The 2,229-nt window shown below is 66.4% G+C and carries 2 protein-coding genes; one reads left to right on the top strand and one right to left on the bottom strand.

Translation table 11 applies throughout. The features are described from left to right. The first annotated feature begins 144 nt into the window (after positions 1-144). Positions 145-1,038, top strand: a complete 894-nt coding sequence (locus tag ACZ3H8_RS40770; RefSeq protein WP_467410427.1) for a hypothetical protein — start codon at positions 145-147, stop codon at positions 1,036-1,038. 468 nt (positions 1,039-1,506) lie between these two features. On the opposite strand, the gene ACZ3H8_RS40775 is transcribed toward ACZ3H8_RS40770, so the two are convergent. Next, the gene (locus tag ACZ3H8_RS40775) at positions 1,507-1,935 is read right to left on the bottom strand and encodes a hypothetical protein (protein WP_467410429.1); all 429 of its coding nucleotides are present in this window, start codon (positions 1,933-1,935) and stop codon (positions 1,507-1,509) included. Positions 1,936-2,229 lie beyond the last annotated feature (294 nt).

A 2,229-nucleotide genomic window follows, 5' to 3' on the forward strand; every position in this document is an offset into this window, starting at 1 on the left:
CCGAAAACACCACATCTACAAGCTCATTGACATCACGCACTCCATGTCAACGACGCCCCTTCACCCTGCGTTACCACCGAATGTGAGACAGGGCCCTTTGTCTGACAGCCCGGCCCGCACCTCCGGCAGGGTGAACTCGGCGCTGTGAGCCAGAAGATCAATCAGCTACATTTCAAAGCTGATCAGACCTCACCCGGTCGGCGTATCCTGATCCGCTCGGAGACGGGTGATCACGGAGGAAGCATGTCGAAGTTCAGGGTGACGGTCAGCCTTCCTCCTTCTGCCTTGGGTGATCCCGTCACCGCAATCGCCGCAGCGATGCTTCCCTTCGGCCTGAACATCGACCCGGTCAGCGGGGAGGAGGGTTGCAACCCGCAGGGCGAATGGGACTGGTGGCACATGTCCAGCTACGACAATCTGGTCGTTCGCCCCGAGTACGACGGGGATCCCCGCCTGCTCCACCAGCTGACCTGGCCGAGCGGCGAGCCTCGCCCGCGAGGGCCGCTGCGCTGCGACGGGGGGCCACGCGGCCTGCTCGACCTGGAGGGCATGCGTGCGATCAGCGCCGCAGATGCGGCAGCAACCTGGGCGGTGTGGGACCGAATCTCTGCCGAGCATCCGCCGGCTGAGCCCCTGTCGAAGTTCTTCGCGCGCTACGGCGTCGACTCCGATGTCTGCTCGCCCGACATGGACCGGGCCAAGCGCGAGCATCTGGCCCAACCGCTGGTGCAGGCTCTCGCGCAGTACGCGATCCAAGGAGGAGACAGGCACTACCCGAACAGTTTCGCGTCGCAGGACCCTGTCGCCCTCTTCGCCTGTGGCGAGTACGACTATGTCGAGCGCGCGGCGGCCACGGCTGTGCCCACCTTTGCGCTGCTGACCCTCGACGGACAGTGGACCGACCCCTGGAACGCGAGCCCGCTCGGCAGCTTCCGCTCGGAGGAGTCCGAGGCGGAGGCGTATTGGCGTCTTGCCGACACCTACCTGCGCGAGCTGGCCGAGGACGCGCTGATCGTCCAACTGCTCTGCCACTGCTGACCGGGCAAGCCGCGCGAAGCCGTCCCGGGAAGAAGGGGACCGCTTTGTGATCATGTTAGGCCAAGAAGGGCGAGTGGTCGCTTCGGGTCGCGGGCGTTGTGTCGCAGGGCGGTGGCGATGCCGTGTACGCCTGCGAGGCGGAGGGCGCGATGGTGAGGTTGCGCCAGGTGGCCATCGCTCGGGGTGCGTTGCCGGTGCGGAGTTGGGAGGCGTCCTCGGCGACGGTGACGTCGCGGATGTGGTGCAGGGCCTCGATGGGCCAAAAGGATCCGCAACCAACGCAGCAGGTCGTGCGCGTAGCTCCGCCCGGTCAGCTGACTGTTGTCGCCGAGCGCGAGATCTCGCACGTACGCGCGCGTGGGTTCGACCACCGCACCGGTAGCGTCCAAGACGATGTACGGCGGGTACTGCGTGTCCAGCTCGATGACCCGGTCAACGCGAGGAACGTCAACACGGCCCTCGACCAGCTCAGCGTGGGGCGTCGGCGCCATAGAGAGCTCCTTGAGCGAGGTTCGACGTCGCCCCGCTCAACGAGCTCACGAGAGTGCAATTAACGCAGCAGCTGTGCTGGTCACCTTCCGTGTGGTGTTCAGCCAGCACCGTGAGCATGTCCTGCCCGCTCGCGATGTGCTGCCCTAGCAGGCCGGCCTCTTCCAGGCGCTGGAGTTGGCTGTAGGCGACGCGGGTGCCGGAGGCGGTGACGACCGACAGCCGCCCCGTGAGGAGGTGCTCGTGGAGCTTGGCGCCCTGGGCGATGGCCAGCAGCGCGGCGAATTGCGGTGCGGACAACTCCCGGCCCTCGTCCGGGGGCTGGGTGCGGGCGGCGGTCTCGATGGGCTCCAGTGCGGCCAAGACGTTCGACTGGTGTTCGTCGCGGATGGCCGCCGCCTGTTTCATCTGGGAACGGACCGGTCGATACGTGCGAACAGCGCCTCGTCGACGGGGAACTCGCCGGAGCCGAGGCGCTGGAGCAGGACGCGGTAGAACGTCAGGGACGTCTCTGACTTCACGAGGTCGCGGTGGGTATCGACCAGGCGGGCGCGCGGCTCGTCGAGCGGGTCCCGGTCGCGGTGCGCCCACAGCGGGGACTGTAAGACGTTCGGCCCTGTCTCACATTCGGTGGTAACGCAGGGTGAAGGGGCGTCGTTGACATGGAGTGCGTGATGTCAATGAGCTTGTAGATGTGGTGTT

The organism is Streptomyces sp. NPDC002868 (assembly GCF_055563295.1).

Bases quoted from the DNA above. Each gene is read 5' to 3' on its own strand.
- ACZ3H8_RS40775 (WP_467410429.1), bottom strand. From the start codon at position 1,935: ATGAAACAGGCGGCGGCCATCCGCGACGAACACCAGTCGAACGTCTTG.